General features: G+C 70.2%; 25 protein-coding genes and 1 riboswitch. Of the genes, 17 read left to right on the top strand and 8 right to left on the bottom strand.

Annotated elements, in window-relative coordinates; translation table 11 throughout:
• Window positions 1-207: 207 nt before the first annotated feature.
• Window positions 208-957: a substrate-binding periplasmic protein gene (locus tag CHC02_RS01975; protein ID WP_089389830.1), complete on the bottom strand. Its 750-nt coding sequence runs from the start codon at window positions 955-957 to the stop codon at window positions 208-210.
• Between the two features lie 220 nt (window positions 958-1,177).
• Between CHC02_RS01975 and CHC02_RS01970 the strand changes: the two genes are divergently transcribed.
• Entirely contained in the window at window positions 1,178-2,011 is an 834-nt protein-coding gene (locus CHC02_RS01970; protein ID WP_089389829.1) for an SDR family oxidoreductase, read from the top strand.
• Between the two features lie 16 nt (window positions 2,012-2,027).
• Here the strand turns inward: CHC02_RS01970 and CHC02_RS01965 are convergent, their stop codons facing one another.
• On the bottom strand, window positions 2,028-2,453 hold the full coding sequence (locus CHC02_RS01965) for a VOC family protein (RefSeq protein WP_089389828.1): 426 nt from the start codon (window positions 2,451-2,453) through the stop codon (window positions 2,028-2,030).
• A gap of 58 nt (window positions 2,454-2,511) precedes the next feature.
• Window positions 2,512-3,165, bottom strand: a complete 654-nt coding sequence (locus CHC02_RS01960; RefSeq protein WP_009615681.1) for a YciC family protein — start codon at window positions 3,163-3,165, stop codon at window positions 2,512-2,514.
• Window positions 3,166-3,336: 171 nt separating this feature from the next.
• Here CHC02_RS01960 and CHC02_RS01955 point away from each other — a divergent pair, with 171 nt between their 5' ends.
• From CHC02_RS01955 to CHC02_RS01915, 9 genes are all read left to right on the top strand, one after another.
• Window positions 3,337-4,059 carry a DUF2076 domain-containing protein gene (locus tag CHC02_RS01955; RefSeq protein WP_089389827.1) on the top strand — a complete coding sequence of 241 codons (723 nt, stop codon included), beginning with the start codon at window positions 3,337-3,339 and terminating at the stop codon, window positions 4,057-4,059.
• A gap of 87 nt (window positions 4,060-4,146) precedes the next feature.
• Window positions 4,147-4,623, top strand: a complete 477-nt coding sequence (locus CHC02_RS01950) for a LabA-like NYN domain-containing protein (RefSeq protein ID WP_089389826.1) — start codon at window positions 4,147-4,149, stop codon at window positions 4,621-4,623.
• Between the two features lie 45 nt (window positions 4,624-4,668).
• Window positions 4,669-6,003 carry an RNA helicase RhlE1 gene (rhlE1, locus tag CHC02_RS01945; RefSeq protein WP_089389825.1) on the top strand — a complete coding sequence of 445 codons (1,335 nt, stop codon included), beginning with the start codon at window positions 4,669-4,671 and terminating at the stop codon, window positions 6,001-6,003.
• Between the two features lie 159 nt (window positions 6,004-6,162).
• The gene (locus CHC02_RS01940; RefSeq protein WP_089389824.1) at window positions 6,163-6,981 is read left to right on the top strand and encodes a helix-turn-helix transcriptional regulator; all 819 of its coding nucleotides are present in this window, start codon (window positions 6,163-6,165) and stop codon (window positions 6,979-6,981) included.
• A gap of 175 nt (window positions 6,982-7,156) precedes the next feature.
• Window positions 7,157-8,272, top strand: coding sequence for an ABC transporter ATP-binding protein (locus CHC02_RS01935; protein WP_089389823.1), 1,116 nt, complete (start codon window positions 7,157-7,159; stop codon window positions 8,270-8,272).
• Between the two features lie 71 nt (window positions 8,273-8,343).
• Complete coding sequence (locus CHC02_RS01930) at window positions 8,344-9,486, top strand: ABC transporter substrate-binding protein (protein ID WP_089389822.1); 1,143 nt, start codon at window positions 8,344-8,346, stop codon at window positions 9,484-9,486.
• 117 nt (window positions 9,487-9,603) lie between these two features.
• Window positions 9,604-10,512, top strand: coding sequence for an ABC transporter permease (locus CHC02_RS01925; RefSeq protein ID WP_089389821.1), 909 nt, complete (start codon window positions 9,604-9,606; stop codon window positions 10,510-10,512).
• Window position 10,513: 1 nt separating this feature from the next.
• Window positions 10,514-11,332 (top strand): ABC transporter permease, encoded by an 819-nt coding sequence (locus CHC02_RS01920; RefSeq protein WP_089389820.1) that lies wholly within the window; start codon window positions 10,514-10,516, stop codon window positions 11,330-11,332.
• Between the two features lie 24 nt (window positions 11,333-11,356).
• Entirely contained in the window at window positions 11,357-12,826 is a 1,470-nt protein-coding gene (locus tag CHC02_RS01915) for an aldehyde dehydrogenase family protein (protein ID WP_089389819.1), read from the top strand.
• Between the two features lie 282 nt (window positions 12,827-13,108).
• Here the strand turns inward: CHC02_RS01915 and CHC02_RS01910 are convergent, their stop codons facing one another.
• From CHC02_RS01910 to CHC02_RS01895, 4 genes are all read right to left on the bottom strand, one after another.
• Window positions 13,109-13,480 carry a VOC family protein gene (locus CHC02_RS01910; RefSeq protein ID WP_089389818.1) on the bottom strand — a complete coding sequence of 124 codons (372 nt, stop codon included), beginning with the start codon at window positions 13,478-13,480 and terminating at the stop codon, window positions 13,109-13,111.
• 80 nt (window positions 13,481-13,560) lie between these two features.
• Window positions 13,561-14,166 carry a GNAT family N-acetyltransferase gene (locus CHC02_RS01905; protein ID WP_089389817.1) on the bottom strand — a complete coding sequence of 202 codons (606 nt, stop codon included), beginning with the start codon at window positions 14,164-14,166 and terminating at the stop codon, window positions 13,561-13,563.
• A gap of 38 nt (window positions 14,167-14,204) precedes the next feature.
• A complete protein-coding gene (locus CHC02_RS01900; RefSeq protein ID WP_244161039.1) occupies window positions 14,205-15,380 on the bottom strand; it encodes a TIGR03862 family flavoprotein in 1,176 nt (391 codons plus the stop codon).
• Window positions 15,381-15,933: 553 nt separating this feature from the next.
• Window positions 15,934-16,854, bottom strand: a complete 921-nt coding sequence (locus tag CHC02_RS01895) for a histone deacetylase family protein (protein ID WP_089389816.1) — start codon at window positions 16,852-16,854, stop codon at window positions 15,934-15,936.
• Between the two features lie 110 nt (window positions 16,855-16,964).
• On the opposite strand from CHC02_RS01895, the gene CHC02_RS01890 reads away from it, so the two are divergent.
• Genes CHC02_RS01890 through CHC02_RS01875 form a run of 4 tightly spaced genes read left to right on the top strand, consistent with a single transcriptional unit; the run spans window position 16,965 to window position 20,603 of the window.
• Entirely contained in the window at window positions 16,965-17,528 is a 564-nt protein-coding gene (locus CHC02_RS01890; RefSeq protein WP_089389815.1) for a GNAT family N-acetyltransferase, read from the top strand.
• Complete coding sequence (locus CHC02_RS01885) at window positions 17,525-19,141, top strand: nitroreductase family protein (RefSeq protein WP_089389814.1); 1,617 nt, start codon at window positions 17,525-17,527, stop codon at window positions 19,139-19,141. Before CHC02_RS01890 ends, CHC02_RS01885 begins: the two co-directional genes overlap by 4 nt.
• A complete protein-coding gene (gene tesB, locus CHC02_RS01880; protein WP_089389813.1) occupies window positions 19,138-20,007 on the top strand; it encodes an acyl-CoA thioesterase II in 870 nt (289 codons plus the stop codon). The genes CHC02_RS01885 and tesB overlap by 4 nt, the downstream gene beginning before the upstream one ends.
• Window positions 20,004-20,603: an HAD family hydrolase gene (locus tag CHC02_RS01875; protein WP_089389812.1), complete on the top strand. Its 600-nt coding sequence runs from the start codon at window positions 20,004-20,006 to the stop codon at window positions 20,601-20,603. Before tesB ends, CHC02_RS01875 begins: the two co-directional genes overlap by 4 nt.
• Before the next feature lie 778 nt (window positions 20,604-21,381).
• On the opposite strand, the gene CHC02_RS01865 is transcribed toward CHC02_RS01875, so the two are convergent.
• Complete coding sequence (locus CHC02_RS01865) at window positions 21,382-23,247, bottom strand: TonB-dependent receptor domain-containing protein (RefSeq protein ID WP_089389810.1); 1,866 nt, start codon at window positions 23,245-23,247, stop codon at window positions 21,382-21,384.
• A gap of 87 nt (window positions 23,248-23,334) precedes the next feature.
• Window positions 23,335-23,533, bottom strand: a riboswitch (cobalamin riboswitch).
• Between the two features lie 311 nt (window positions 23,534-23,844).
• Here CHC02_RS01865 and eutS point away from each other — a divergent pair.
• Genes eutS through eutQ form a run of 3 tightly spaced genes read left to right on the top strand, consistent with a single transcriptional unit; the run spans window position 23,845 to window position 25,336 of the window.
• On the top strand, window positions 23,845-24,180 hold the full coding sequence (eutS, locus tag CHC02_RS01860) for an ethanolamine utilization microcompartment protein EutS (protein ID WP_089389809.1): 336 nt from the start codon (window positions 23,845-23,847) through the stop codon (window positions 24,178-24,180).
• Window positions 24,181-24,182: 2 nt separating this feature from the next.
• Window positions 24,183-24,650 carry a EutP/PduV family microcompartment system protein gene (locus CHC02_RS01855; protein WP_089389808.1) on the top strand — a complete coding sequence of 156 codons (468 nt, stop codon included), beginning with the start codon at window positions 24,183-24,185 and terminating at the stop codon, window positions 24,648-24,650.
• Window positions 24,647-25,336, top strand: coding sequence for an ethanolamine utilization acetate kinase EutQ (eutQ, locus tag CHC02_RS01850; protein ID WP_089389807.1), 690 nt, complete (start codon window positions 24,647-24,649; stop codon window positions 25,334-25,336). The genes CHC02_RS01855 and eutQ overlap by 4 nt, the downstream gene beginning before the upstream one ends.
• Window positions 25,337-25,341 lie beyond the last annotated feature (5 nt).

The raw sequence follows: 25,341 nt of genomic DNA, 5'->3' as shown, positions 1-25,341 counted from the left end.
GGCGTTGCCGGGGCGTTCGGTGTCAGCCTGGAACATCGGTTCGAATACGCAATCGTAGGGCGCATAACGCCCCAGGCGTTATCCGCCGTCGGCCCCACACCAGGCCCACCGGCGGATAACCGCAAACGGTTATTCGCCCTACGTCTGACCGAAATCCGCTGCCGTCGGCCCCCACACCAGACCCACCGGCGCGACCGTGATTGCCCCTCAGTTCAACTCGACCTTCTCCCCCTTCGCACTCAACTGCTCGAACGCCTGGTCCAGGCGCTGGCGGAGCTGTTCGGCGTCGGGCGTGCGGCGGGAGACGATGAGCTTGAGCGGCAGGCGGTAGAGGGTGTCGTAGGCCAGCGGCGGCAGGCCGGCGGCGTTGCGGGCTTCTTCGACCGGGGCCTGGTAGTCCAGCAGGTAGTCGCCGCGGTCGCGCAGCAGCATCTGCAGCGCTGCGTTGTGGGTGGTGGTGCGGTGCACCTCCAGGTTGAGCCGGGGGTCGTCCAGCAACTGGGTGGCGGGCCGCCAGTAGCTGTAGCCGCTGATCAGGATCACCCGGCTGCCGGCCAGCCCCTGGGGCAGGTGAGGCGCGGGTTGGGAGGCCAGGCGATAGAGGTTGAGGGTGACCTGGCCGAGCACGTGCTCGCACTCCAGGGTGCTTTCGGCCAGCTCGGGCTTGCCGGGGGCGCCGGCCCACAGCTGGACGCTGCCGTCGCGCAGGCCCTGGTAGAGGCGGGCACTGGGCAGGGCCCGGAGCTCGGCGCGGTAGCCGGCCTGGCGCAGCAGCTTGCGGATCAGCTCGGCACCTTCGCCCTGGGTGCTGCCGTCATCGTCGGTATAGATGTACGGCGGGAACTCGTAATAGCCGACCGCCAGCGACTGGGGGCCGCCGGCAGGGCCTGGCAGGGCATGGGCCAGCGACGCCGGAAGCAGCGACGAGGCCAACGGGAACAGGAGTTTCTTGAGCATTGCTGCGCCGCACCTTTATCGTTCTTGTGTTGGTGTCCGCATTGAGCATGAGTCGCCAACCGGGGCTTGTCCAGTCCGTGGCCGGCAAAGCGGCGGCGACATTTCCGGGCTGCGACCAGCGGCACAGGTGGCGGCCGGCCGAGCCTTCGTCGCGCTCCCCGGGGGGCTATGCTTGAGGGGCGCCCGGCACCGCCGCGGCGCCTGGCCGAGGGCTCCGCACATGCCACGCAAGGTCTTCTCCAGCAAGGTCTACCTGCACAAGACGGTCCTGGTGACCGGTGGCTGCTCGGGCATCGGCCGTGCGCTGGTCTTGCGTTTCGCCCAGGCGGGCGCCCGGCCGGTGATCCTCGACCTGGACCAGGCCGCGCTCGACAGCCTGGTGCAGCACCTGCAGCAACACCTCAACGTCGAGGCCCTGGGGCTGCGTTGCGACATCACCGACCCCGCGGCGGTGGAGCAGGCCGTGGCCGGGGCCATCGAGCGCTTCGGCGGCATCGACGTGCTGGTCAACAACGCCGGCATCACCCACCGCAGCCTGTTCGCCGAGACCGACCTGAAGGTGTTCCAGCGGGTGATGGCGGTGAACTTCTACGGCGCCCTGCATTGCACCCGGGCGGCGTTGCCCAGCCTGATCGCCCGCCGGGGGCAGATCGTCGTGCTCAGCTCGCTCACCGGCTTCGCCCCCTTGCTCTATCGCAGCGCCTACAACGCCAGCAAGCACGCCCTGCACGGCCTGTTCGACACCCTGCGCATGGAGCTGGAAGGCACCGGCGTCTCGGTGACCCTCGCCTGCCCCGGCTTCACCGCCACCGACCTGCGCAAGAACGCCCTGGTCGGCGACGGCTCGGTGATCCGCCAGCCGGCCGCGGTCCTGGGCAGCGAAGTGGCCTCCCCGCGCGACGTGGCCGAGGCGATCTACCAGAGCGCCCTGCAGCGCAAGCGCTTGCTGGTGCTGTCCAACGTCAACTGGCGCGCGCGCCTCCTGGCCCGCTACTGCCCCTGGCTGTTCGAACGCCTGCTGGTGCCGCGCCTGTCCGGGCTGAAACCGGGCTAGCGCTGAGCCGCGCCCCTCAGTGGGTGTGCGGTATGGCCTTGCCCAGGTCCCAGAAGGTGGCCTCGACCTTGTGCCCGTCCGGATCGCGGACGAAGCAGCCGTAGTAGGGTTCGCCATAGTGCGGGCGCGGGCCCGGCGCGCCGTCGTCGTGGCCGCCGTGGGCCAGGGCTGCTGCGTGGAAGGCATCCACCGCTTCGCGGCTGCCGGCGATGAAGCCTATGTGGGTACCGTTGCCGACACTGGCCGGCGCGCCGTCCAGCGGCGTCTGCACCCAGAACTCCGGGAACTCGCGGCCATAGGCCACGGCGCCGGGGTGCTCCATCACCCGGCGGCAGCCGAGCGTGGCCAGCACCGCGTCATAGAAGGCGCGGGCACGGTCGTAGTCATTGGTGCCGATGGAAACGTGGGAAATGCAGCTCGGCGGGATGAGGTCGTCGCTCATGGCAGCTTCCTGGCGCGGTCGGGAGGGACAAGGTTAGCCGCCCGCGCCGGAGTCTGCCTCAGGCTTCCTCGCGCTCGGGGCCGAGGATGTAGATGCGGTAGGCGGCGACGGTCAGCAGCAGCTGGAAGAAGCCGCTGAGGGCGCTGAGCGCCAGGCTGTAGCCGAGGGCGTTCTCGCTCAGCTGCTCGATCCAGCCCTGCAGGGCCCAGGTGGGGGCGAGGATCACCAGCACGGTGGTGAGCAGCAGGAAGAAATGCCCGCCGGTGAGGCGGAAGCTCTCGCGCATGGCGTCGATAGGGCGCAGGCCGCGCTTGACCAGCAGCACCTCGGCGAAGGCCAGCTTGATCATCACGTAGATGCCCGGCAGCACCATCAGCGACAGGCCGATGACGATCAGCAGCGAACTCAGCGCCGAGAGCAGGGCGAAGGCCGGCCACAGGCGCAGCGCCGCGCGCCACAGCTCGCCGACGCCGCGCTGGCGGCCCTCGCCGAAGTCCACCAGGTAGAGCAGCAGGCTGGCGGTGTAGATGGGGTAGAAGATCAACCCGGCGGCCATGCCCCAGGGCGCGAACTGCTGGGAATTGGCGGCCATGCTCAGCTGCTGCTGGGTGAGCGTCTCCAGGACGATCCAGGGCAGGCAGAGCGGCAGCAGCGTGCCGATGTGGCGGCTGAAGAAGTACCAGGTGTCGCGCAGGATGGAGATGGGATTCATCGGCTCGTCTAGAAGGCCAGGTGGCAATCGACTCTAACCCAAGCCCGGCGGCCCAGGCCAGAGCCCCCGATAGCGCGGATGAAGAAGATTTCATCGGCCGGAACTTGTTTTTTCGCCGGCCGATCCAATCTTGTGATCGTTCCCACCCCCGGTGCTCACTCGAGGCCCCAGATGAATTCCGAAGAGCAAACCCTGATCGATGGCCTGTTCACCCGCCTGCAGGAAGCCGAGCGGCAATCCGCGCCGCGCGACGCCCAGGCCGAGGCGCAGATCAACCAGCATCTCGTGCGCCAGCCGGCCGCGCCCTACTACATGGCGCAGGCGATGCTGATCCAGGAAGCGGCGATCAAGCGCCTGGACCAGCGCGTGAGGGAACTGGAAGCCCAGGTCGCCAGCCTGCAGCAGAACCGCCCCAGCAGCGGCGGCTTCCTCGCCGGCCTGTTCGGCGGCGGCCAGCGCGAGGCGGCGCCGCAGCCGCAGCAGGCGCAGCAGCGCCCGGACGGCTGGGGCCAGACGCGCTTCTCCCAGCCCGGCGGCAATGCCGGCTACGCCAGCAACCCCAACGACTTCCGCCCCGCCGCGCCGCAGGCCGCGCCCGCCCAGGGCGGCGGCTTCCTGCGTGGCGCCCTGCAGACCGCCGCGGGCGTGGCCGGCGGCATGGTGGTGGCGGACCTGCTGACCAACATGTTCCACCACTCGCAGCCGCAGGAAATCGTCGAGGTGATCCAGGAACAAGTGCCGGCCGAGCAGCCCGCCGGGCTGGACGACTCCGGCCAGTCCTTCCTCGACGGTGACCGCTATGCCGACAACGGCTTCAGCGACACCAACTACGACGATGGCGGCTTCGCCGACGACTCCAGCTTCTTCGACGACGACGGCGACATGTTCAGCTGAGTGGATGCCCCGCGCCGACGACGCGGGGCTGGCGGCGCGGCGGTGGGCTGCGATAATGCGCGCCCACCGCCTGATCCGGAGCCGCCGTTGAAAACCCTCGCCCTGTTCGCCGATGTGCAGAACCTCTACTACACGGTTCGCCAGGCCTACGGCTGCCATTTCAACTACGCCGCCCTGTGGGCCGAGTTGAGCCGCGAAGGCCGCATCGTCGAGGCCTACGCCTATGCCATCGACCGTGGCGACCCCCGCCAGCAGCAGTTCCAGCAGATCCTCCGCAACCTCGGCTTCGAGGTGAAGCTCAAGCCCTACATCCAGCGCAGCGACGGCTCGGCCAAGGGCGACTGGGACGTGGGCATCACCATCGACGTGCTCGACGCCGTGGCGCGGGTGGACGAGATCGTCCTGTGCTCCGGCGACGGCGACTTCGACCTGCTGCTGCAACGCGTCCGCGCCCAGGGCAAGACGGCCACCGCCTATGGCGTGCCCGGCCTGACCGCCCAGGCGCTGATCCGCTCGGCAACGCGCTACGTGCCCATCGAAGGCGAGCTGCTGCTGCGCCACTAGCGGCTACAATGCCGGCCATTCCACCTTCCGTTGCGTGAGTGCTCCATGACCTTCGCCGCCCTCGGCCTGATCGAACCCCTGCTGCGCGCCCTCGACGGCCTCGGCTACCAGAACCCGACCCCGGTGCAGGCCCAGGCCATCCCGGCGGTGCTCAAGGGCCGCGACCTGCTGGCCGCGGCGCAGACCGGCACCGGCAAGACCGCCGGCTTCGCCCTGCCGCTGCTGCAGAAGCTGCTGCAGGAAGGCCCGCAGGTGGCCGCCAACTCGGTGCGCGCCCTGGTGCTGGTGCCCACCCGCGAACTGGCCGAGCAGGTGCACGACAGCTTCCGCGCCTACGGCCAGCACCTGCCGCTGCGCACGGCGGTGGCCTACGGCGGAGTGAGCATCAACCCGCAGATGATGAAGCTGCGCAAGGGCGTCGACCTGCTGGTGGCCACCCCCGGCCGGCTGCTCGACCTGTACCGGCAGAACGCGCTGAAGTTCGGCCAGCTGCAGGCGCTGGTGCTGGACGAGGCCGACCGCATGCTCGACCTGGGCTTCGCCCGCGAGCTGGAAGAGGTCTTCGCCGCGCTGCCGGCGCGGCGCCAGACCCTGCTGTTCTCCGCCACCTTCTCCGAGGTCATCCGGCAGATGGCCAAGGGGCTGCTGCGCGACCCGCTTACCATCGAGGTGGCGCCGCGCAACACCGCGGCGAAGACGGTGAAGCAGCACCTGGTGCCGGTGGACAAGAAGCGCAAGGCCGAGCTGTTCCTGCACCTGCTGCACAGCCGGGGCTGGCGCCAGGCCCTGGTGTTCGCCAAGACGCGCAAGGGCGTCGACGAACTGGTCGGCGTGCTCCAGGCCGAAGGCATCGCCGCCGACTCCATCCATGGCGACAAGCCGCAGCCGGCGCGCCTGCGCGCGCTGCAGCGGTTCAAGGACGGCGAGGTGGACTTCCTGGTGGCCACCGACGTCGCCGCCCGCGGCCTGGACATCGACCAGATGCCGCTGGTGGTCAACTTCGACCTGCCCATCGTCGCCGAGGACTACGTGCACCGCATCGGCCGCACCGGCCGCGCCGGCGCCAGCGGCCAGGCCCTGTCGCTGGTGTGCGCCGACGAGGTGCAGCAGCTGGCGGCCATCGAGACGCTGATCGGCCAGACCCTGCCGCGCCGCGAGGAAGAGGGCTTCGAGCCGGACCACCGGGTGCCGCAGACCGCGCCCGGCGGCCAGGTGCTGAAGAAGCCGAAGAAACCCAAGCAGCCCAAGGTGCCCGAGGCCAGGCCGGGCAAGATCCACCTGGGCGACCTGCTGGCCGACAAGCCGCAGGTGAAGGCGGTGCGCAAGGCGCCGGGCTTCGCCAGGGCGCCGGCGGGCAAGGGCAAGCCGAAGGGCCGCTGAGGGGCGGGGCGCATCGTGCTGGTGCGCCGGCCCGCAGGCCTTCGCGCTGCGGGCCGCGGCTGGCGGGCTTTCAGGATACTGGCGCAAAACCTGCATTTCCGTGCGCAATTCTGAACGCCTATAGTGTGTGCACCGCGCACACAACAAGAACGACAGCCTATGCGCCACAAGGAACTCAAAGCCTGGACCGGCGGGCTCGCCCAGCTGCTCCCGCTCGCCCCCGGACGCCCGCGCCTGCTCGGCCTCAGCCAGTGGCTGCAGCAGGCCTGCCCGGTGGACCACTTCGTGCTCTTCGTCTACGAGGGCAACCACCGCCCGCTGGATTTGTTCGACACCTTCCCGGCGGACGTGCGCCACGTCTACGTGCAGGACTACCAGGTCGGCCCCTACCTGCTCGACCCCTTCTACCTCGCCTGCACCCGCAACCAGGCGCCGGGCCTGTGGCGCCTGCGCCAGTTCGCCCCGGACCACTTCTACCTGGGCGAGTACTACCAGACCTACTACCAGCAGACCGGCCTGACCGAGGAGATCGCCTTCTTCGTCGACCTGGCCGGCGGCGCCAAGGCGGTGCTGTCGCTGATGCGCAAGGCTTCGAGCCCGGCCTATAGCCGCGACGAGATGCAGTTGCTGGACTGCGCCCGGCCGGCGGTGGAGCAGGTGGTGCGCGAGGCCTGGGAACTGCGCCGCGCCCAGCCGCGCCCGGCGCAGGACCTGGACTACAAGATCCGCGAGGCCTTCGACCAGTTCGGCGCGCAGCTGCTCACCGCGCGCGAGCAGGAGATCGTCCAGCTGCTGCTGCGCGGCCACTCCAGCGCCTCGGTGGCCGAGCAACTGGACATCAGCCCCGGCACGGTGAAGATCCACCGCAAGAACATCTACGCCAAGCTCGGCATCGGCAGCCAGTCGGAGCTGCTGGGCCTGTTCATCCGCGAGCTGGCCGGGCAGGACGACGCCGGCGAGATGCGCGCCACGGGCTGATAGCCCGCGCCATGCCCATGTAGGAGCGCGCCCTGCGCGCGAAATCGCGGGCAGGGCCCGCTCCTACAGGTAGGCCGTGTGCGCGGCATCTATCCCCCGAGGGATATATACACCCCGAAAGCCCCATTGCTAGCGTGACCGGCAACAAGAACAGCCACCGAAGGGGCGTGCGGCGATGGATTCCAGCCAGGCTTTCGACATCGAGTTCCGCAACGTGGTCAAGCGCTACGGCAGCGTGCAGGCGGTCAACGGCCTGAACTTCAGGGTGCGCCGCGGGGCCTTCCATTCCTTCCTCGGCAGCTCCGGCTGCGGCAAGACCACCACCCTGCGGATGATCGCCGGCTTCGAGCAGCCCAGCGAAGGCGAGGTGCTGCTGGCCGGCCAGGCGGTGGCCGGGGTGCCCGCGCACCGGCGCCCGGTGAACATGGTGTTCCAGCACTACGCGCTGTTCCCGCACCTGAGCGTGGCCGAGAACATCGCCTACGGCCTGCGCTACCGCACCCCGCGCCCGGACCGCGCCGCGCAGCGCCGGATGGCCGACGAGGCGCTGGAGATGGTGCGCCTGTCCGGCTTCGGCGCGCGCAAGCCCCACGAGCTGTCCGGCGGCCAGCAGCAGCGCGTGGCCCTGGCCCGCGCGCTGGTCAACAAGCCCACCGTGCTGCTGCTCGACGAACCCCTGGCGGCGCTGGACCGCAAGCTGCGCAAGGAGATGCAGTCGGAGCTGCTGCGCCTGCAGCGCGAGGTCGGCATCACCTTCGTGCTGGTCACCCACGACCAGGAAGAGGCGCTGTCGATGAGCGACAGCATCAGCATCATGAAGGACGGCCTGATCATCCAGACCGCCAGTCCCGAGGCCCTCTACGAAACGCCGGCGAGCCGCTACGTGGCCGACTTCATCGGCGAATCCAACCTGTTCGGCGGCACCGTGCGCCGCGTCGACGGCAGCCGCGTGGTGCTCGCCACCGCCGCCGGCCTGGAGCTGAGCAGCCCGCAGACGCCCACCGGCCCGGCCCTGGCGCCGCAGAGCGAGGGTTGCATCGCGGTGCGCCCGGAGCTGGTCGGCATCGCCGCCGCCGGCGCCGAGCTGGCCCGCGAGGTGCGCCTGGGCGGCAGCGTGGAAGACCGCATCTACCTGGGCAACCTCACCGAATACCGGGTGCGCACCGAAGCCTTCGGCATCGTCTGCGTTCGCGTGCCGCGGCAGGGCGCCGAGGCCGGCGCGGCCTTCGAGCACGGCGCGCGGGTACAGGTCGGCTGGAACCAGGCCAGCGGCCTGGCCATGGGCCTCTGAGCAATGCGGCTGCGCCCGGCGCGGCCCTGGACGATCCAACCATAACCACAGCAGACAGGCGGGGAGTGACGATGGACAAGAAGAGTTTCATCAAGACGATGCGCAGCTGGGAAAACGGCTCCATCACCCGCCGCGAGTTCCTCGGCCGCACCGGCCTGGGCCTGGCGGCGGCGGCGGTGGCGGCGAACACCCCGGGCCTGCTGCTGGGCAAGGCCTATGCCGGGCAGAGCGGCAACCTCGGCGACCGCGTGACCCTGGCCACCTGGCCGAACTACCACAGCCCGGAGAACTTCGAGGCCTTCGCCAAGGCCACCGGCGCGCGGGTGCAGATGAACGTGTTCGGCTCCAACGAGGAGATGCTCGCCAAGCTGCAGGCCGGCGGCAGCGGCTGGGACGTCTTCGTGCCGACCAACTACACCATCAGCACCTACGTGAAGCTGGGGCTGATCGAGCCGCTGGACCTCTCGCGCATCCCCAACTTCGACGCCAAGGCCTTCGAGCAGCGCTTCATGGCCCAGGGCACGGTGGACGGCAAGGTCTACGCGGTGCCGAAGAACTGGGGCACCACCGGCATCGTCTACGACGCCAGCCGGATCAAGGACAGCCTCGATTCGTGGAAACAGTTCTGGGACCTGACCCTGACCAGCGCCTCGGGCCGCACCATCGTCCACGACTACCAGCTCACCGCCATCGGCAACGCCCTGAAGTACTACGGCTACAGCTTCAACTCGGTGGACGAGAAGGAGCTGGCCGACGCCGAGAAGCTGCTGATCAAGGCCAAGCCGCACCTGTTCGCCATCAACTCCGACATCCAGCCCTCGCTGCGCAACGGCGACGCCTGGATGGCCATGGCCTGGACCGGCGACGCCTCGCAGCTGCACCGCGACAACCCGGACATGACCTTCGTGCTGGGCAAGGAGGGCGGCGAGATCTGGAGCGACTTCTTCGCCATCCCCAAGGGCGCCGAGCACCGCGACGCCGCCTACGCCTTCATCAACTACCTGCTCGACCCGCAGCACAACAAGCTGGAGGTCCTGGCCCACGGCTACCCCAGCGGCGACAAGCGGGTGGACGCGCTGCTGCCCAAGGAGATGCTCGACGACCCGATCATGTACCCGGCGGCCGAGCGCCTGTCGCCCCTGGAGTTCGGCGCCGCGGCGACCCTCACCAGCCCGGCGCGGGCCGAGCTGATGGCGCGCTTCAAGGCCGCCTGAGGACGGCCCTCCGTAGGAGCGAGCTTGCTCGCGAACCGCTTCGGCATGGCGATGTTCGCGAGCAAGCTCGCTCCTACAGGGGAGGGCCCATGCAACTCAATGCGTAGGGAATCGAACATGAACATCGCTGTCAGCGCCCCCCAGCAGGCCGCCGCGACGCCCGCGGCCGCACCGGCGAGAAGCCTCGGCCGCCGCGTCACGCTGCTCCTGCTGCTGCCTTCCACCCTGTGGTTCCTGCTGTTGCTGCTGATGCCGCTGGTGATCATCCTGGTCTTCAGCTTCGGCGAGCGCAGCGCCGTGGGCGGCTACGGCGGCGGGCTGACGCTGGAGAACTACCTCAACCTCGGCTCGCGCGCCCAGGCCTTCTGGAACACCCTGACCCTGGCGCCGCTGGGCACCCTGGCCTGCCTGCTGGCGGCCTACCCGCTGGCCTACTTCCTGGCGGTGAAGGTGCGGCGCAACAAGTCGCTGCTGCTGACCCTGGTGATAGTGCCGTTCTGGACCAGCTTCCTGATCCGCACCTACGCCTGGATCTTCATCCTCAGCGGCCGCGGCATCCCGGCGCTGCTGGAGAGCCTGGGCATCGCCGACGTGCGCCTGATCAACACGCCCTGGGCGGTGCTGATCGGCATCGTCTACGGCTACCTGCCGCTGATGGTGTTCCCCATCTACGTGACCCTGGAGAAGCTCGACAAGCGCCTGCTGGAAGCCTCCGGCGACCTCGGCGCCAGTGCCTTCGAGACCTTCCGCCGGGTGACCCTGCCGCTGTCGGCGCCGGGGGTGATCACCGGGGTGATGCTGGTGTTCATCCTGCTCATGGGCGAGTTCCTGATCCCGGCGATCCTCGGCGGCGGCAAGGTGTTCTTCGTCGGCAACGCCCTGGTCGACCTGTTCCTGCAATCGCGCAACTGGCCGTTCGGCAGCGCCGTGGCCATGACCCTGGTGGCGATGATGCTGGCGATCATCGGCCTGTACCTGAAACTCGCGGCGCGCTTCGGCGGGCCGCGCAACGACGGGGTGCTCTGAGATGTGGCTGCGCGGCTATTCGACCTCGCTGTACCTGTTCCTCTACGCGCCCATCGCGCTGATCATGCTCTTCGCCTTCAACGCCGGGCGCAGCGGGCTGAGCCTCCAGTGCTGCTCGGTGCAGTGGTTCGGCCGCGCCTTCGGCAACCCCTTCATCATGGAGGCCCTGGGCAACAGCGCGCTGATCGCCCTGTGCTCGGCGCTGATCGCCACTTTCTTCGGCACCCTGGCGGTGTTCGGCCTGCAGCGGGTGGGCAAGCGCGTGCGCCTGCTGTTCGATGCGCTGACCTACTGCGCGATCATCGTCCCTGGGATCGTCATCGGCATCGCCACGCTGATCGCCTTCATCACCCTGTTCGACGTGCTCAACCCGCTGCTGCTGGCGCTGGACATGGGCCTGCCGAAGCTGCGCATGGGCTTCCCCACGGTGGTGGCGGCGCACTCGCTGTTCACCATGGCGCTGGTGATGGTGATCGTGCGCACCCGCGTCGAGGCCATGGACAAGGCCCTGCTGGAAGCCTCCGCCGACCTCTACGCGCCGCCGCTGGAGACCTTCCGCCGGGTGACCCTGCCGCAGATCGCCCCGGCCATCCTCGCCGGCTTCCTGCTGGCGTTCACCTTCAGCTTCGACGACTTCATCATCGCCTTCTTCGTCGCCGGCTCCGAGACCACGCTGCCGATCTACATCTTCTCCTCGATCCGCCGCGGCATCACCCCGGAGATCAACGCCATATCCACCGTGATCATCTGCGCCTCGCTGGCGCTGCTGTTCACTTCCCGCTACCTGCAGAACCGCCGCGCCGGCGTTCAGGCCGCCTGATGGCCGCAGACAAGGAGACGTGCGATGCGTGACCAGCTGTACATCAATGGGCAATGGGTCAGCCCGGACCTGGGCGGGACCTTCACCAGCTTCGACCCGGCGACCGGGCGGCCGCTGCGCGAGGTGCCGGCGGCCACCGAGGAAGACGTCGACCACGCCGTGCGCGCGGCGCGCCAGGCCTTCAACCGCGGCTGGGGGCAGAGCCGCGGCGGCGAGCGCGCCGAGTGGCTGGAGGCGCTGGCCGACGAGCTGGAACGCAACGAGGCCGCCCTGGCCGAACTGGAGGTGCGCGACAACGGCAAGCCGCTGCCCGAGGCACAGTGGGACGTGGCCGACGCCATCGGCTGCTTCCGCTACTACGCGGAGCTGGCGCGCGAGCTGGACGGCCGCCAGGACCAGGCGCTGGCCCTGCCCGACGAGCGCTTCCGCTGCCGCATCCGCCACGAGCCGGTGGGCGTGGCCGGGCAGATCATTCCCTGGAACTACCCGCTGCTGATGGCCGCCTGGAAGGTCGCCCCGGCCCTGGCGGCCGGCGCCACCTGCGTGCTCAAGCCCTCCGAGCTGACGCCGCTGAGCGCCCTGGAACTGGCCGCCGCGGCCGACGCCATCGGCCTGCCGGCCGGCGTGCTGAACGTGCTGCCGGGCCTGGGCGGCGAGGCCGGCGGGCCACTGGCGCAGCATCCGGGCGTGGACAAGCTGGCCTTCACCGGCAGCGTGCCGACCGGGGCGAAGATCATGTCGGCGGCGGCCCGGGACATCAAGAACATCAGCCTGGAGCTGGGCGGCAAGTCGGCCTTCATCGTCTTCGACGACAGCGACGTGGAAGCGGCTGTGGAGTGGATCCTCTTCGGCATCTTCTGGAACCAGGGCCAGGTGTGCAGCGCCACCTCGCGCCTGCTGGTGCAGGAAGGCATCGCCCCGCGGCTGCTGGAACGCCTGGTGGAAGCCACCCGCGCCATCACCATCGGCAACGGCCTGCAGCCGGGCGTGCTGCTCGGCCCGCTGGTGAGCCAGGGGCAGTACGACAAGGTGCTGGGCTTCATCGAACAGGGCAAGGCCTGCGGCGCCCGCCTGCTCACCGGCGGCCGGCGCCCGGCGGGACTGGACGAGGGCTGGTTCGTCGAGCCGGCCATCTTCGACGAGCCGGCGGAGAACGCCATTGTCTGGCGCGAGGAAATCTTCGGCCCGGTGCTCTGCGTGAAGCGCTTCAGGACCGAGGCCGAGGCCCTGCGCCTGGCCAACGACAGCCGCTTCGGCCTGGCCGGCGCGGTGATGTCCGGCGACCCGCAGCGTGCCGCGAGGGTGGCCGACGGGTTGCGCGCGGGGATCGTCTGGGTCAACTGCTCGCAACCGACCTTCACCCAGGCGCCCTGGGGCGGCATGAAGCAGAGCGGTATCGGCCGGGAGCTTGGGGTGTGGGGGCTGGAGAACTACCTGGAGGTGAAGCAGGTGACGGAGTATGTCTCGGATGAGCCTTGGGGGTGGTATCTGTAGGGGGGCTTGACCGGTAATACCTGTGCTCTGGTTCAGCCCCGCTCCCTCTCCCTAACCCTCTCCCTGAAGGGAGAGGGGACCGTTCGGTGTATTCTGGTATTCCTGAGTTAGCCGGCTAGCATAGGGTTGCCGGCTGAAACCTAATTTCTCTCGGCACGGACAAGCCCCCTCTCCCTTCAGGGAGAGGGCTGGGGAGAGGGCGCTCTTGAGGATACACACCGAACCACCCGGCAGAATGCCGTTCGCGAGCAAGCTCGCTCCTACGAAAAGCCGCGACCCCGCTCAATCAAGATTGTGGCCGATACGCCAAAGCACCCCGCTCGGATCATGCAAGGTGAAATCCCGCATCCGCCAAGGCTGGTCCTCCGGCTCCCCCAGCCGCACCCCGTAGCGCCCGGCGATATCGATCTCGCGCAGGCGCTGCCACCAGGCATCGGCGTCCTCCACCAGCAGGTGCAGCATCAGGTTCTCGGCGAATTCCTTGACGTAGAAGTTCTGCAGCAGGAAGGCGCAGCGGTCGCCGTGGTGGAAGTAGCTCAGCTCCTCGGAACCCCAGGGATTGGCGAAGCCGAGGTCGCGGTAGAAGGCCTGGGACCGGGCGTAGTCGCGGGCCGGGACGAAGACTTTCAGTTCGACGCTGTTCAGGTCGCTCATGGCGCTTCCTTGTCGTGGCACTGGCCGGCACGGTGGCGTTGCCGCCTCTGCGGGCGGCTGGCGCGCAGTCTAGCGCAGGCTCAGAGGGCGCGCTGCATGTAGCGGTGGCTGGCCACGCCGGGCAGGTCGGAGGTGCGCTCGGCCTGCACCACGAAGCCCAGGCGCTCGTACAGCGCCTGGGCCCGCGGGTTGGCCACCGACACGTCGAGGGCGGCCATGGGCAGGCCGGCCTGGCGGCCGCGTTCGAGGAAGTGGGCGATCAGCTGGCTGCCCAGGCCTTCGCCGCGCAGTTCCGGCGCCACGCCGAGGTGGGCGAGGTACAGCGTCCGCTTCGGCGGCGGGCAGATGATGCGCTCCAGTTGCAGGCCATGGTGGATCACCGGCAGCGCGCCCGGGCCGAAGAAGCCGAGGATCTGCCGGCTGGCGGCGAGCAGGTAGCCGAGGTTGGCCTCGCCGCCGAACAGGGTCCCCACCGCCACCACCCGCCCATCCAGTTCGCCCACCGTGTGCTGGCGCCAGCCGAACTGGCCGCCGCCCTGGACGAAGGCGTGGCGCAGGAAGTCCTGGGCACTGTTGCGGCCGGGGCGGGCGAAGGCGTAGTCGAAGGCGTCGGGGCCGGAACTGTAGATCAGCGGGACGGCGGCATCGACGTCCCCGGCGCGGGCCGGACGGAAGCTCAGGGGCATGGCGCGGACTCTGCCGGAAGGGAGTCCGCAATCTAGCACTAGGGTTCCAGTTTCAGCCAGCGCAATGCGCCCAGGCCGGCGGCGCGGCCGCTGGCGAAGCAGGCGGTGAGCAGGTAGCCGCCGGTGGGCGCCTCCCAGTCGAGCATTTCGCCGGCGCAGAACACCCCGGGCAGGGCGTCCAGCATCAGCTGCTTATCCACCGCCTCGAAGGTGACGCCGCCGGCGCTGCTGATGGCTTCGTCCAATGGGCGGGCGCGCACCACGCGCAACGGCAACGCCTTGATCAGCGCGGCCAGGCGTTGCGGCTCGGCATAGTCCGCGGCTGTGGACAACTCGCGCAGCAGGCCGGCGCGCACGCCGTCCAGGCCCAGGCGGCCGCGCAGGTGGTTGGCCATGGACTTGGAGCCGCGCGGCTGGGCCAGGGCCTTGGCCACCTGCTCGGCGCTGCGGCCCGGCAGCAGGTCCAGGTACAGGGTGGCCGAGCCGTCGCGGGCGATGCGCTCGCGGATGGCGGCGGACAGCGCATAGACCAGGCTGCCCTCGATGCCGCCGGCGGTGACCACGAACTCGCCCTGGCGCGGCGCCTCGCCGTCCAGGCCCAGGGCCACCGGCTTGACCGGCGCGCCGGCGAACTTGTCGCGGAAGAACTCGCTCCAGGCCTCGACCTCGAAGCCGCAGTTGGAGGGACGCAGGGGCGCGACTTCCACGCCCCGCGCCTGCAGCAGCGGCACCCAGGCGCCGTCGGAGCCCAGGCGTTGCCAACTGCCGCCGCCCAGGGCGAGGACGGTGGCGTCGGCCCGCAGCGCCTCGCGGCCGGCGGGGCCGTCGATGAGCAGGCGGCCCTGGTCGTCCCAGCCCTGCCAGCGGCTGCGGGTGTGGATAACTACGCCTTTTTCGCGCAGGCGCTTGAGCCAGGCGCGCAGCAGGGGCGCGGCCTTCATGTCGGTGGGGAAGACGCGGCCGGAGGTGCCGACGAAGGTGGTTATCCCCAGGCCGTGGATCCACTCGCGCAGGGCCTGGCCGTCGAAATCGGCGAGCAGCGCGCCGACTTCCCCGCGGCGCGAGCCGTAGCGGCCGACGAAGGCCTCGTGGGCTTCGGAGTGGGTGATGTTCATGCCGCCGACGCCGGCCAGCAGGAACTTGCGCCCCACCGAGGGCATGGCGTCGTACAGCGCCACGCGCACGCCGGCGCCGGCCAGCACTTCGGCCGCCATCAGGCCGGCGGGGCCGCCACCGATGACGATGGCGCTGCGGGAGGACGAGGGGCTGGAGCTGGTCATGGGCTGGGCATGGTCGGTGGAGAGGGCGCGCATTCTAGCCTAGCCGCTGCGGCGGGCGGCTGGTCAATTTGCCGGCAGCCGCGGCGAAGCCTTTGCTTACGGGCGGCCGGCGCGCTTGTTCCCAGGATATCCACAGGGGGCTCCACAGCATCCGTGGACAAGCCGATGCCTCGGGCTCTTGTAGGAGCGAGCTTGCTCGCGAACCCCCATTCCCTCCGCGGCGCCCTTCGCGAGCAAGCTCGCTCCTACGAAGAGCGCCCTGGTCATATTTTGTTCATTGGGCTGGAGGGCTTGAGGGGCGTGGCCTGCAGCGAAGGCCCCGCAGCTTATCCACAGTGGCTTCCACAGTATCCGTGGACAAGGCTCCGCTGCGTGCAAGCTTGCCTGGTCATCTTTCACCCAGCCGGCTGTGCCCCAGGCCGGGCGTGGGCCAGGGCAGACTCCCCGCAGCTTTTCCACAGGTTGTTCCACAGCCTGCGTGGACAACTCAGCCCAGGCCGAGGCGCTGCCAGACCCGCTGCGCGCTGTGGTGGAGGATGCCGTGGCGCCGCGCCAGGGCCGCGCGGTCCCTGTCGTAGCCGCCGCCGATCACCCCCAGCACCGGGACGTCGCGGGCCAGGCAGCGTTCGATCACCCGCTCGTCGCGGGCGGCCAGGCCGGCGTCGGTGAGGTTCAGGTAGCCCAGGGCGTCGTCCTTGTGCACGTCCACCCCGGCGTCGTAGAGCACCAGGTCCGGCTGGTACAGCGGCAGCAGGTAGTCCAGCGCCTCGTCCACCACCCGCAGGTAGTCGGCGTCGCCCATGTGCAGCGGCAGGGGGATGTCCCAGTCGCTGTGCGCCTTGCGCGCGGGGAAGTTCTTCTCGCAGTGCAGCGACACCGTGACGGCGTCGGGGACGTTTTCCAGGATGCGCGCGGTGCCGTCGCCCTGGTGCACGTCGCAGTCGAAGATCAGCACCCGCCCGGCGCGGCCGCTCTCCAGCAGGTAGAGGGCGATCACCGCCAGGTCGTTGAAGATGCAGAAGCCCGAGGCGTGGTCGTGGTGCGCGTGGTGGGTGCCGCCGGCCAGGTGGCAGGCCAGGCCGTGCTTGAGCGCCTGGTCCGCGCCCAGCAGCGAGCCGCCCACCGCGCGCACCGTGCGCCGGGCCAGGGCCTCGCTCCAGGGCAGGCCGAGGCGGCGCAGTTCCTCGCGGCTCATGTCGCCGCTGCAATAGCGCTCGATGTAGCCGCGGTCGTGGGCCAGGGCGAGGATGTCCGCCGGGCAGGGCTCGGGGCGCAGCAGCGCCGCGTCGCAGGTCAGGCCGCTGGCCACCAGATGCTCCTTGAGCAGGCGGAACTTCTCCATCGGGAAGCGGTGGCCGGCGGGGAAGGGCGGGCTGTAGTCGTCGTGGTAGACCAGGGGCAACGGCATGGGACGGGGCTCGGGCTGTTCAGCGGCAAGGGTAAGCCGGCCCCGCGGCCGGGCGCCAGGGCCGCGCATGGGGCACAATAGGCAACCGACGAACACCGCCGAGGCGAACCATGCACCTGCCCAGCCTGAGCACTCCGCGCCTGCTGCTGCGCCCTTGGCGCGACGGCGACCTGGAGGCCTTCGCCGCCCTCAACGCCGACCCCGAAGTGATGCGCCACTTCCCCGCCTGCATGGGCCGCGAGGACAGCGACGCCCTGGCCGCGCGCATCCACGCGCACTTCGCCGAGCACGGCTTCGGCCAGTGGATAGTCGAGCGTCGCGACGACGGCGCCTTCCTCGGCGTGCTGGGCGTGCAGCACGTGGGCTTCGAAGCCGCCTTCACCCCGGCGGTGGAGATCGGCTGGCGGCTGAACCGGGCGTTCTGGCGCCAGGGCTATGCGTTGGAGGCGGCGCGGGCGGTGCTGGAATACGCCTTCGCACAGCTGCGCCTGACCGAGGTGGTGGCCTTCACCGTGCCGGCCAACCTGCCGTCCCAGGGCCTGATGCAACGCCTGGACATGCGGCGCGACGCGGCCGCCGACTTCGACCACCCGCGCCTGCCCGAGGGCCATGCGCTGCGCCCGCACGTGCTGTTCCGCATCAGCCGCCAGCAATGGCTGGAGGCGCAGACATGAACGCCGCCGAGGCCGTGCGTGCCTACCACGCCCTGAGCTGCCACGCCCCGGAGCGCTTCGCCCCGGGGCCCGGCCAGCTGGACTGGGCGACCCAGCCGGCACCCTTCCGCCGCTATGCCGGGGCGCGCTCGATCAAATTGCTGCACCGCCCGCAGGAAGAATCGCCGGGCTACGACGGCGTGTTCGCCGGCCCCCTCGGCGAGCCGGCGCCGCTGGGCCTGGAAAGCGTCTCGCAACTGCTCTACGACAGCCTGGCCCTCTCCGCCTGGAAGGAAGCCGGCGGCAGCCGCTGGGCGCTGCGGGTCAACCCTTCCAGCGGCAATCTGCACCCCACCGAGGCCTACCTGCTGCTGCCGGCCGGGGCTGTGGACAAGTCCGCCGTGCTGGCCCACTACACGGCCGACGAACACCTGCTGGAGGTGCGCGCCGAACTGCCGCCCGCCCTGGCCGGGCAGCTCCCCGGCGACGGCCTGCTGCTGGCGCTGGCCAGCATCCCCTGGCGCGAGGCCTGGAAGTACGGCGAGCGCGCCTACCGCTACTGCCAGCACGACTTCGGCCATGCCCTGGCGGCCCTGGCCATCGCCGCGGCCATCCAGGGCTGGGAAGTGCGGCTGCTGCGCGCGCTGGACGAACGCAGCCTGGACGCGCCCTTCGGCCTGGACCGGGAAGGCTTCCACGAGCGCGAGGCGGTGGATGCGTTGCTGTGGATAGGTCCACCGCAGGACCGCGAACCCCGCGTGCCCGATGCGCTGCTGCGGGGGCTGGCGGCGCTGGAGCTGCAGGGCGCGCCCAACCGCCTCTCGCGCAGCTACCGCCACTGGCCGGAGCTGGAGCGCGTCCATGCGCTGTGCCGTGCGCCGGCGCTGGCCCCCGCCGACTGGCGCCTGCCGCGCGCCGAGGCGACCCAGGACAACCCCGGCCTGCCGCTGCGCCCGATCCTCCACCGCCGGCGCAGCGCGCAGAGCCTGGACGGCCGCAGCGGCATCCACGCCGAGCTGCTGCTGGCCTGGCTGCGCCGCCTGCTGCCGGAGCACTCGCCGGTGCCCTTCGCCTGCACGGGCGAGCCGCCGCGCCTGGACCTGCTGCTGTTCGTCCACCGCGTCCAGGGCCTGGCGCCGGGGCTCTACTGGCTGGGCCGCGGCGGCCGCGCGCCGGGCGGCCTGCGCGCGGACTTCCAGTGGCGCCGGGCGGACGCCGGGCTGCCGCTGTACCTGTTGCTGGAAGGCGACGCCCGCCAGCTCTCGGCCTTCCTTTCCTGCGGCCAGGACATCGCCAGCGACGGCTGCGTGGCCTTCGCCATGCTCGCCGACCTGGACGCGGCGCTGGCCGAGGGCCCCTGGACCTACCCGCGGCTGTACTGGGAGGCGGGGCAGATCGGCCAGTTGCTCTACCTGGAGGCCGAGGCCGCGGGGCTCTCGGGCACCGGCATCGGCTGCTATTTCGACGAGGCGCTGCGGGAATTGCTCGGCGAGGGACCGGACCGCCCGGTCAGCCTCTATCATTTCACCATCGGCCGCGCGGTATGGGACACTCGTCTGAGCAGTTCGCCCGCCTACCCCCAGCCGCGCCGCCCGCATCCCATTCGCAGTACCGATTTCGAGGAAACGTCATGACCCAGATACTGGACAACCTGGTGGCTTTGCTGAGCCTGGAACCCATCGAGGAAAACCTGTTCCGGGGCATCAGCCAGGACCTCGGCTTCCGCCAGCTGTACGGCGGCCAGGTGCTCGGCCAGGCGCTGTCGGCGGCCAGCCAGACGGTGGAGCCGGCGCGCCACGTGCACTCCATGCACGGCTACTTCCTGCGCCCGGGCGACGCCAGCATGCCGGTGGTCTACCAGGTCGACCGGGTGCGCGACGGCGGCACCTTCAGCACCCGCCGCGTCACCGCCATCCAGAAGGGCCAGCCGATCTTCGCCCTGAGCACCTCCTTCCAGTACGACGAGGAGGGCTTCCAGCACCAGATCCCGATGCCCGACGTGGTCGGCCCGGAGAACCTGCCCACGGACCTGGAGCTCAAGCAGCGCAGCATCGCCCAGTTCCCCGAGCGCATCCGCGACAAGCTGCTGTACCCCAAGCCCATCGAGATCCGCCCGGTCACCCAGAACGACCCCTACGACCCGCAGGTCGGCGAGCCGATCAAGTACCTCTGGCTGCGCGCCGACGGCAAGCTGCCGGACGTGCCGGCGCTGCACAAGTACATCCTCGCCTACGCCTCGGACTTCGGCTTCCTCACCACCTCGCTGCTGCCCCACGGCCGTTCGGTGTGGCAGAAGGACATGCAGGTGGCCACCATCGACCATTCCGTGTGGTTCCACCGCGACCTGCGCGCGGACGAGTGGCTGCTGTACGCCATCGACAGCCCCTGGGCCGGCAACGGCCGCGGCTTCGTGCGCGGCAGCATCTTCAACCGCGACGGCCAACTGGTGGCCTCGGCGACCCAGGAAGGCCTGATCCGCCGCCGCGAGGACTGGGCATGAGCCCGGCCGAAATCCGCCACTGGGTGTTCGACATGGACGGCACCCTGACCCTGGCGGTGCACGACTTCCCGGCGATCAAGCGGGCCCTGGGCATTCCCCAGGAAGACGACATCCTCAGCCACCTGGCGGCGCTGCCGGAAGCCGAGGCGGCGGCCAAGCACGCCTGGCTGCTGGAGCACGAGCGCGAACTGGCCCTGGCCTCCACCGCCGCCCCCGGCGCGGTGGACCTGGTGCGCGCGCTGCACGAGGCCGGCTACCGCCTCGGCATCCTCACCCGCAACGCCCACGAGCTGGCGCTGGTGACCCTGCAGGCCATCGGCCTGGGCGACTGCTTCGCCAGCGCGGACATCCTTGGCCGCGGCGAGGCCCGGCCCAAGCCCAACCCCGACGGCCTGCTGCACCTGGCCGAGCGCTGGGGCGTGCAGCCCAAAGACATGCTGATGGTCGGCGACTACCGCTTCGACCTGGAATGCGGCCGCGCGGCGGGCAGCTACACGGCGCTGGTCAACCTGGCGGAGAACCCCTGGCCGGAGCTGAGCGACTGGCACGCCGTGGATTGCGCGGCGCTGGGGCGGCTGGCGGGGGTGTTGGCGTAGGGCGAATAACGCTCCGCGTTATCCGCCGTTCAGCGGCGACCCCCGGCGGCGCCAAGGTTGGCCTGGGCGTCGTCCGCCCTGCCGGCGGAATCGCGGGCAGGGCCCGCTCCTACAGGGAAATGCCGTGCCTCATGGCGAACGTAGGGCGAATAACGCTCCGCGTTATCCGCCGTTCAGCGGCGATCCCCGGCGGCGCCAAGGTTGGCCTGGGCGCCGTCCGCCCTGCCGGCGGAATCGCGGGCAGGGCCCGCTCCTACAGGGAAATGCCGTGCCTCATGGCGAACGTAGGGCGAATAACGCTCCGCGTTATCCGCCGTTCAGCGGCGATCCCCGGCGGCGCCAAGGTTGGCCTGGGCGCCGTCCGCCCTGCCGGCGGAATCGCGGGCAGGGCCCGCTCCTACAGGGAAATGCCGTGCCTCATGGCGAACGTAGGGCGAATAACGCTCCGCGTTATCCGCCGTTTAACGGCGATCCCCGGCGGCGCCAAGGTTGGCCTGGGCGCCGTCCGCCCTGCCGGCGGAATCGCGGGCAGGGCCCGCTCCTACAGGGAAATGCTGTGCCTCATGGCGAACGTAGGGCGAATAACGCTCCGCGTTATCCGCCGTTCAGCGGCGATCCCCGGCGGCGCCAAGGTTGGCCTGGGCGCCGTCCGCCCTGCCGGCGGAATCGCGGATGAATCCGCTCCTACGGGTGAGAATGCCATGCCTCACGGCAACCTGTAGGAGCGGGCCCTGCCCGCGAAATCGCGCGCAGGGCGCGCTCCTGCATGGGCCGATACCTACAACTCCGGCGTCCAGGTCAACGCCAGCAGCGCGGTGCGCCCGGCTTCCTTGTAGTGGAAGGTCTCGCTGGGGAAGCCCATGGGGTCGGTCGGGCGCTGGTAGCTGGCGCGGGCGTAGTCCTTGTCCAGCAGGTTCTGCAGCTTCAGGTCCCAGCGCAGCGTTTCGCTGAACTGCCAGCTGCCGCGCATGTCGAGCACGCCGTAGCCGCCCAGGCGGTCCTGGTTGGCCGCGTCGGCGTAGCTGTTGCTCAGCGCGCGCCAGGTGCCGCCGACGCCGAAGGCGCCGAACTGGCGGTCCAGGTCCAGGCTCAGGGTGCGCCGGGCGCGGCGCGGCAGGGTGTGGCCGGTGTCGCGGTCGCGCGGGTCGATGATGCTCAGGCCGAGGTTGGCCTGCCAGCCGAGGACCTCGCGGGCCAGGCTGGCCTCGAGGCCGTCGATGCGCGCCTTGGCGATGTTCTGCGGCATGTTGCTGGCGCTGTCCCAGGCGATCAGGTCGTCTACTTCCGTGCGGTATAGCGCAGCCTCCAGATGCGTGCCGGCGAAGTCGCCGCGCCATTGCAGCTCGTAGGTCTTCGAGGTCTCGGCCGCAAGGTCCGGGTTGCTGGCGCCGGGGTAGTAGAGGTCGCTGAAGGTCGGCGCGCGGAAGCCCTCGCCGTAGCTGGCGATCCAGCTCTGGCTATCGCCCACCGGCAGGGTGAAGGCGGCGTTCCAGCTGTGCTGCGAACCGTAGCGCTCGTTGTCGTCGTGGCGCAGGCCCAGCTCGGTGGAGAAGGCCTCGCCCTTGAAGCTGTGCTGGGCGAAGAAGGCGTGGTTGGTGCGGCTGTCCTCGGCGAAGGCGGTGCTGCCGTCGACCCGGTCCTCGTACCAGTCCGCGCCCAGGGCCAGCTGGTTGCGCGCGTCCAGTTGCAGGCGGTTGAACCAGCTGGCGGAATGCCGGGTGGTTTCCAGGGTGCCGTTGTTCCACGCCTCGGCGGCGCCCACGGCCTTGTTGCGGTCGAAGCTGCGGCCCAGTTCCAGGCGGCTGTTCCACATCGAGGTCAGCTGGCCTTCGAGGTAGCCGCTGTAGCTGCTGACGCGGAATTCGTCGTGGGGCCCGGCGGGGGCGTAGCTGTAGGCGTCGTCGTATTCGCTGTCGCCGCGCTGGTCGTTGAGGCTGAAGCCGGCCTTCCAGTCCTCGTTCAGGCGGTGGTCAAGGTTCAGGTGCACGGCCTTGTTGCGCTGGCCGTCGTGGTCGCTGTCGGCGCCGACGTTGTCGCGGGTGTAGTCGTAGCCGCGGCTCTCGTCGAGGCTGGCGCCCAGGTCGAAGCGGGTGCGCTCATCGCCGCCGGCGAGCGAGGCGCTGCGCTGGAAGGTGCCGTTGCTGCCGGCGGCCAGGCGCACCTGCGGGTGCAGGCCGGCTTCGCCGCGGCGGGTGAAGATCTGGATCACCCCGCCGATGGCGTCGGCGCCGTACAGCGCCGAGCGCGGGCCGCGGGTCACTTCCACGCGCTCGATGTTGTCGAGGTTCAGGTAGTCCAGGCGGGCGATGCCGCTGCTCGCCGAGGCGATGCGCTGGCCGTCCACCAGCACCAGGGTCTGGCCGGGGTTGGTACCGCGCAGGAAGTAGCTGGTCAGGCCGCCGGCGTTGCTCAGCTGCACGCCGGGCACCCGTTGCAGCAGCTCGGGGACGCTGCGCGCCTGCAGGCGCTCGATGTCGTCGCGGGTGAAGACGGTGTTGGCCGAGGTGGCCTGGCCGCGGGGTTCGGCCTGGCGCGCCGAGGTGATGACCATCGACGGCAGCTGGTAGGCCTGTTCGGCATCGTCGGTGGCGAAGGCCGCCGCGGGCAGCACGGCGGCGGCCAGGGCAAGACGGGAAAGTTTCATCGCTGGGGTTCCTCAAAAGTGGACTTTCGAGGAGGGCTGGGCAAGGGCGGGAGTGGCCGCGCTTGAAGGTGCGGCCCTCCGCAACACCTGTCATGCGTGTCGAGGGCGGTCTCCGGGCTGCCGACTCGCACGCTCCCGGCCTTCCCATGCGTGGCGCACAGTGGCGGGTTGGAGCGCGGCAGGCGCAGGCCTGCGGTCGGTTACCGTTGCGGGGGCAGCGCAGGTCTTCCACCTGCTTCCCGTTACCTCGAACGAAAACGTGCGCACCTTACGAACAACGCGGCGGCCGGGCAAGTCGGGCCGACGCGGAACCTGTCCGTCAGACGCCCCTTTCTTCTGCGGCCCGTCACGTCCATGGCGGCGCCCCGCCTGTGCCCGGACGCTTTCCGGCGGCTGCGACAAAGTCACTCAGCAGGGCGTCGGCCGCGGGTTGCAGGCTGTGGCCAGTAACCTTCGATGCGGCGTCCTGCGGGCGTTCCAGCGGTTTCGCGTAGGAGTTTTCCGGTCTTGCGGGGCGGCGGAAAACTTTGCCGGATTTTGATAGGGCCACCGTCCGGGCACTTGTTAGCTTCCTAAGCAGTTAGAGGAGCAGAGCCCGTGTCCAAAGAGCGCATCATCCAGGAGTTCGTCCCCGGCAAGCAGGTCACCCTGGCGCACCTGATCGCGCACCCCCAGGAGGAGCTGGCGGGCAAGATCGGCGTGCCCGGGGCCGAGGCCATCGGCATCATGACCCTGACCCCGGGCGAGACCGCGATGATCGCCGGCGACTTCGCCACCAAGGCAGCGGACGTGCGCATCGGCTTCCTCGACCGCTTCAGCGGCGCCCTGGTGCTGCACGGCAGCGTCGGCGCGGTGGAGGAGGCGCTGGCGCAGACCTGCGCCGCCCTCGGCCGGCTGCTCGACTACAGCGTCTGCCCGGTGACCAGGAGCTGATGATGAGCGCGCAGCGCTATGCCCTGGTCGGCGGCGTCGGCGCCGGCAAGACCACCCTGTTCAACGCCCTGTGCGGCAACCCCGCGGCGGCGCGCAAGACCCAGGCGCTGGAGTACGACCCCAGCGGCGCGCTGGACACCCCCGGCGAGTTCGTCAGCCACCCGCGCCTGTACCGCGCGCTGATCACCAGCACCGACGACGTCGACACCCTGGTCTACGTGCACCCCGCCGATTCGCTGGAATGCCGGCTGCCGCCCGGGCTGCTCGACATCCACGCCGGCAAGCGGCTGATCGGGGTGATCAGCAAGTGCGACCTGCCCGGCGTCGACCTGCCCGCCATCGAGCGCCTGCTGCGCAGCCACGGCATCGACGGCGAGATCGTCCGCACCGCCAGCGACGACCCCGCCAGCATCGAGCGCCTGCGCGCGCTGTTGAACGCACGGAATCCGATCGAGGACCTGTTGAGATGAAGAAGCTGATTACCGCCAACGACATCCGTGAAGCCATCGCCGCCGGGCAGAGTTCCCTGGCCGTGGAACTGCCGCGCTGCATCGTCACGCCGGAGGCGCGCACGGTGGCCGAGCAGGTGGGCCTGGCGCTGGTCGAGCGGGTGGCCGGCAGCCCGGAGGCACAGGAGGCGCAAGCGGCCGGGCCCAGCGAGGACGAACTGGCGCGGATCCGCGCCGAGGTACTGGCGCGACTGCCCGCCGAGGTGGACGCGCAACTGGTCGACCAACTGGTGCGCAAGGCCGCGCAGCAGGGCGGCGCCAGCGTGGCCCGGGCGGCCTTCGAGGCGCGCACCGGCGCCGGCGGGATCAAGCTGGTGAAGGGCGACAGCGTGCGCTTCGGCCGCCTCGACGGGGTGCCGGGCGACTGCCAGATCGGCATCACCGACGTGGTCGGCGCCGAGGACGGCAGCAGCATGGGCGCCGGCTTCATGCAGTGGGAGAACGCCTTCTTCCCCTGGACGCTGAACTATGACGAAGTGGACCTGGTGCTGGAGGGCGAGTTGCACATCCGCCAGAACGGCGAGACCCTGGTGGGTCAGCCCGGCGACCTGCTGTTCATCCCCAAGGGCAGCGCCATCGAGTTCGGCACCCCCAGCCGGGTGCGCTTCCTCTACGTGGCCTGGCCGGCCAACTGGCAGGAACAGTGAGGCGG

The organism is Pseudomonas delhiensis (genome assembly GCF_900187975.1).
GTDB classification, from domain to species: Bacteria; Pseudomonadota; Gammaproteobacteria; order Pseudomonadales; family Pseudomonadaceae; genus Pseudomonas; species Pseudomonas delhiensis.
This window is presented reverse-complemented; position numbering and strand designations above follow the sequence as displayed.

Excerpts from the sequence above, each read along its gene's own strand:
- CHC02_RS01975 (WP_089389830.1), bottom strand. The coding sequence starts at position 957 with ATGCTCAAGAAACTCCTGTTCCCGTTGGCCTCGTCGCTGCTTCCGGCG.
- CHC02_RS01970 (WP_089389829.1), top strand. The coding sequence starts at position 1,178 with ATGCCACGCAAGGTCTTCTCCAGCAAGGTCTACCTGCACAAGACGGTC.
- CHC02_RS01965 (WP_089389828.1), bottom strand. The coding sequence starts at position 2,453 with ATGAGCGACGACCTCATCCCGCCGAGCTGCATTTCCCACGTTTCCATC.
- CHC02_RS01960 (WP_009615681.1), bottom strand. The coding sequence starts at position 3,165 with ATGAATCCCATCTCCATCCTGCGCGACACCTGGTACTTCTTCAGCCGC.
- CHC02_RS01955 (WP_089389827.1), top strand. The coding sequence starts at position 3,337 with ATGAATTCCGAAGAGCAAACCCTGATCGATGGCCTGTTCACCCGCCTG.
- rhlE1 (WP_089389825.1), top strand. The coding sequence starts at position 4,669 with ATGACCTTCGCCGCCCTCGGCCTGATCGAACCCCTGCTGCGCGCCCTC.
- CHC02_RS01940 (WP_089389824.1), top strand. The coding sequence starts at position 6,163 with ATGCGCCACAAGGAACTCAAAGCCTGGACCGGCGGGCTCGCCCAGCTG.
- CHC02_RS01935 (WP_089389823.1), top strand. The coding sequence starts at position 7,157 with ATGGATTCCAGCCAGGCTTTCGACATCGAGTTCCGCAACGTGGTCAAG.
- CHC02_RS01930 (WP_089389822.1), top strand. The coding sequence starts at position 8,344 with ATGGACAAGAAGAGTTTCATCAAGACGATGCGCAGCTGGGAAAACGGC.
- CHC02_RS01925 (WP_089389821.1), top strand. The coding sequence starts at position 9,604 with ATGAACATCGCTGTCAGCGCCCCCCAGCAGGCCGCCGCGACGCCCGCG.
- CHC02_RS01920 (WP_089389820.1), top strand. The coding sequence starts at position 10,514 with ATGTGGCTGCGCGGCTATTCGACCTCGCTGTACCTGTTCCTCTACGCG.
- CHC02_RS01915 (WP_089389819.1), top strand. The coding sequence starts at position 11,357 with ATGCGTGACCAGCTGTACATCAATGGGCAATGGGTCAGCCCGGACCTG.
- CHC02_RS01910 (WP_089389818.1), bottom strand. The coding sequence starts at position 13,480 with ATGAGCGACCTGAACAGCGTCGAACTGAAAGTCTTCGTCCCGGCCCGC.
- CHC02_RS01905 (WP_089389817.1), bottom strand. The coding sequence starts at position 14,166 with ATGCCCCTGAGCTTCCGTCCGGCCCGCGCCGGGGACGTCGATGCCGCC.
- CHC02_RS01900 (WP_244161039.1), bottom strand. The coding sequence starts at position 15,380 with ATGGCGGCCGAAGTGCTGGCCGGCGCCGGCGTGCGCGTGGCGCTGTAC.
- CHC02_RS01895 (WP_089389816.1), bottom strand. The coding sequence starts at position 16,854 with ATGCCGTTGCCCCTGGTCTACCACGACGACTACAGCCCGCCCTTCCCC.
- CHC02_RS01890 (WP_089389815.1), top strand. The coding sequence starts at position 16,965 with ATGCACCTGCCCAGCCTGAGCACTCCGCGCCTGCTGCTGCGCCCTTGG.
- CHC02_RS01885 (WP_089389814.1), top strand. The coding sequence starts at position 17,525 with ATGAACGCCGCCGAGGCCGTGCGTGCCTACCACGCCCTGAGCTGCCAC.
- tesB (WP_089389813.1), top strand. The coding sequence starts at position 19,138 with ATGACCCAGATACTGGACAACCTGGTGGCTTTGCTGAGCCTGGAACCC.
- CHC02_RS01875 (WP_089389812.1), top strand. The coding sequence starts at position 20,004 with ATGAGCCCGGCCGAAATCCGCCACTGGGTGTTCGACATGGACGGCACC.
- CHC02_RS01865 (WP_089389810.1), bottom strand. The coding sequence starts at position 23,247 with ATGAAACTTTCCCGTCTTGCCCTGGCCGCCGCCGTGCTGCCCGCGGCG.
- CHC02_RS01855 (WP_089389808.1), top strand. The coding sequence starts at position 24,183 with ATGAGCGCGCAGCGCTATGCCCTGGTCGGCGGCGTCGGCGCCGGCAAG.
- eutQ (WP_089389807.1), top strand. The coding sequence starts at position 24,647 with ATGAAGAAGCTGATTACCGCCAACGACATCCGTGAAGCCATCGCCGCC.